This is a genomic window from Winogradskyella sp. 3972H.M.0a.05 (genome assembly GCF_040493455.1).
GTDB lineage: Bacteria > Bacteroidota > Bacteroidia > Flavobacteriales > Flavobacteriaceae > Microcosmobacter.
Map to the genome: position 1 here is coordinate 1 of NZ_JANFDA010000017.1, position 3,929 is coordinate 3,929.

The window sequence follows — 3,929 nt, forward strand, 5'->3', positions numbered from 1 at the left end:
CAGTTTGTGTTTCTTCAAAAGTTACCGTTGCATCACCACAGTTATCTGAAGCTGTCAATGTTTCAGCATCAGGAACTTCATTACATTCTACAGTAATGTCTGCAGGCAATGTCTCATTGAACGTTGGGTTCGTAGTATCTACTACAGAAATCGTTTGTTCCGCAGTAGTTGTGTTACCACACTCATCTACAAGTGTCCACGTTCTAGTTATTGTTGACTCATTAGCACAAGCACCAGCTGCAACACTATCCGCATAGGTAGCCTCTAGACCAGTAGAGCAGTTATCAGCTTCGTCAGTAACATCACCAGTTAAGGTAAGGTCAGTCGCATCTTGATCACACTCAATAGTCAAATCAGCAGGTACAGTGAACGTTGGCGCAGTAGTATCAACTACACTTAATGTTTGTGTATGAACAGTTTCATTACCACAAGCATCAGTAGCAGTCCAAGTTCTTGTTAATGTATATTCATTGGCACAAGAGCCATCAGTTTGTGTTTCTTCAAAAGTTACCGTTGCATCACCACAGTTATCTGAAGCTGTTAATGTTTCAGCAGTTGGCACTGCATCACATTCTACAGTAGCATCAGCAGGCAATGTCTCATTGAACGTTGGATTAGTAGTATCTACTACAGAAATCGTTTGCTCTGCAGTAGTTGTGTTACCACACTCATCTACAAGTGTCCAAGTACGAGTGATTGTTGACTCATTAGCACAAGCACCAGCTGCAACACTATCCGCATGGGTAGCCTCTAGACCAGTAGAGCAGTTATCAGCTTCGTCAGTAACATCACCAGTTAAGGTAAGGTCAGTCGCATCTTGATCACACTCAATAGTCAAGTCTGCAGGTACAGTGAACGTTGGTGCAGTAGTATCAACTACACTTAATGTTTGTGTATGAACAGTCTCATTACCACAAGCATCAGTAGCAGTCCAAGTTCTCGTTAATATATATTCGTTAATACAAGAACCATCAGTTCTTACTTCGTTGTATACAACTGGAGCATCACTACAATCATCTGAAGCCGTTAAGGTTTCAGCAGTTGGCACTGCATCACACTCTACAGTAGCATCAGCAGGTAATATCTCGTTGAACGTTGGATTAGTAGTATCTACTATAGTAAATGTTGCTGAGGTCGTAGATTGGTTTCCACATCCATCAGTAGCAGTAAATACTACAGTAGCTGTTCCTGTAAGACCACAATCATCAGATAATGCTGAGAAGTCGTTAGACCAAGTGATTGCAGAACAATCATCAGAAGCAGTTCCACCACCATTAGTGCTTAACCAGTTATTAAGCTCAGTAAGATTACCATTTCCGTCACATTCAACAGTAAGGTCAGAAGCCTCTACATCTATAGTAGGCGCTGTTGTATCTTGAATCGCATACGTTGCTGTTGTTGTAGCAGTGTTACCACATGCATCAGTTGCTGTAAAGATAACTTCAACAGGTGTAGAACAATCTGAACCAACACCAGAGTAGTTATTAGACCAAGTTACATCTCCACAATTATCAGTAGCAGAAGCACCACCGTTAGCATCTAACCAAGCTTGAATTTGTCCGTTATTTCCAGAACCATCACACTCAACAACAATATCAGTTGCTTCAACAGTAATTACTGGGTTAGTAGTGTCTACAACAGTAATCGTTTGATCAATAGTTGTTGTATTACCACAATCATCAGTTAAAGTCCAAGTTCTAGTAATTGTTGATTCGTTAGCACATGAACCAGCAGCTACGCTATCTGAATACGTTGCATCCAAGCCAGTAGAACAGTTGTCTGCTTCATCAGTAACATCACCAGTTAAGGTCAAGTCTGTAGCATCTTCATCACATTCTATAGTCAAGTCTGCAGGTACAGTAAATGTAGGTGCAGTTGTATCAACTACGTTTAATACTTGAGTATGTGTTGTTTGGTTACCACATTCGTCAGTAGCAGTCCAAACTCTTGTAATTGTTGATTCATTAGCACATGAACCAGCAGTTTGTGTTTCGTTAAACGTAACCGTAGCATCACTACAGTCATCTGAAGCTGTAAGTATTTCAGCTGTTGGTATAGCATCACATTCTACTGTTGCATCAGCAGGTAATGTCTCATTGAATTCTGGACTAGTTGTATCTATTATAGTAAATGTCGCAGAAGTTGTAGTTGTGTTACCACAATCATCTGAAGCTGTAAAAGTAACTGTAGCAGTTCCAGTAAGACCACAATCATCAGATAATCCGGTGAAATCGTTAGTCCATGTAACATCAGAACAGTTATCAGTAGCTTCAGCACTTCCGAAAGAGTTTAGGAACTCATTAAGATCTGAAGTGTTACCACCACCGTCACATTCAACTGTTAAATCAAATGCTTCTAAAGTTATTACTGGAGCAGTTGTATCTACAATTGTAATCGTTTGATCTGCAGTAGTCGTATTACCACACTCGTCAATTAGTGTCCAAGTACGAGTGATTACTGATTCATTAGTACATGATCCAGCTGCAACGCTATCGGCATATGTTGCGTCAAGACCTGTTGAGCAGTTATCTGCTTCATCGGTAACATCACCAGTTAAAGTAAGGTCAGTAGGATCTTGATCACACTCTATAGTCAAATCAGCTGGTACTGTAAATGTTGGTGCAGTCGTATCAACTATTGTAATTGTTTGGTCTGCTGTTATTGTGTTACCACAATCATCAGTCAATGTCCAAGTACGAGTTATTGTTGATTCATTAGCACATGATCCAGCAGCTACGCTATCTGAATATGTAGCATCTAAAGTTGTATCACAGTTATCTGCTTCATCAGTTACATCACCAGTTAAGGTAAGGTCTAACTCGTCTTGATCACATTCGATAGTAATATCTGCAGGCACTGTAAATGTTGGAGCAGTTGTATCAACGATTGTGATCGTTTGATCTGCAGTCGTTGTGTTACCACACTCATCTACTAGTGTCCAAGTTCTAGTGATTGTTGATTCATTAGGACAAGATCCAGCTGCAACACTATCCGCATACGTAGCCTCAAGACCAGTAGAACAGTTGTCCGCTTCGTCAGTAACATCACCAGTTAAGGTAAGGTCAGTCACATCCTGATCACACTCAATAGTCAAGTCAGCAGGCACAGTAAACGTAGGTGCAGTTGTATCTATTACACTTAATGTTTGTGTATGTGTTGTTTGATTACCACAATCGTCTGTAGCAGTCCAAGTTCTTGTTAATGTGTATTCATTAATACATGAACCATCAGTACGAACTTCATTGTAAACAACAGGAGTATCACTACAATCATCTGAAGCTGTTAATGTTTCAGCAGTTGGTACTGCATCACATTCTACAGTTGCATCTCCAGGCAATGCTTCGTTAAATGTAGGGTTGGTTGTATCAACTATTGTAAATGTTGCAGAAGTCGTAGATTGGTTTCCACATCCATCAGTAGCAGTAAATATTACTGTAGCTGATCCAGTTGAACCACATTCATCAGATAAAGCTGTAAAATCATGAGTCCAAGCAATAGCAGAACAATCATCAGAAGCAGTTCCACCACCATTTGTACTTAACCAATTGTTAAGCTCAGTAAGATTACCACTTCCATCACATTCAACAGTAAGGTCAGCTGCCTCTACATCTATAGTAGGCGCTGTTGTATCTTGAATAGCATACGTTGCTGTTGTTGTACTTGTATTTCCACAAGCATCAGTTGCTGTGAAGATAACTTCAACAGGAGCAGAGCAGTCTGAATTAGCTCCAGAATAGTTATTGCTCCAAGTTACATCACCACAATTATCAGTAGCAGAAGCACCACCGTTAGCATCTAACCAAGCTTGAATTTGTCCATTATTTCCTGAACCGTCACACTCAACAACAATGTCAGTAGCTTCAACAGAAATTACAGGCGCAGTCGTATCAACGATTGTTATGGTTTGGTCAGCCGTGGTTGTGTTACCA

At 40.3% G+C, this 3,929-nt stretch carries 1 protein-coding gene; it reads right to left on the reverse strand.

Going from position 1 to position 3,929, the window contains the following annotated elements; all coding sequences use genetic code 11:
* On the reverse strand, nt 1-3,929 hold a 3,929-nt coding region (locus NCE97_RS15875; RefSeq protein WP_353780268.1), incomplete at both ends, for an HYR-like domain-containing protein.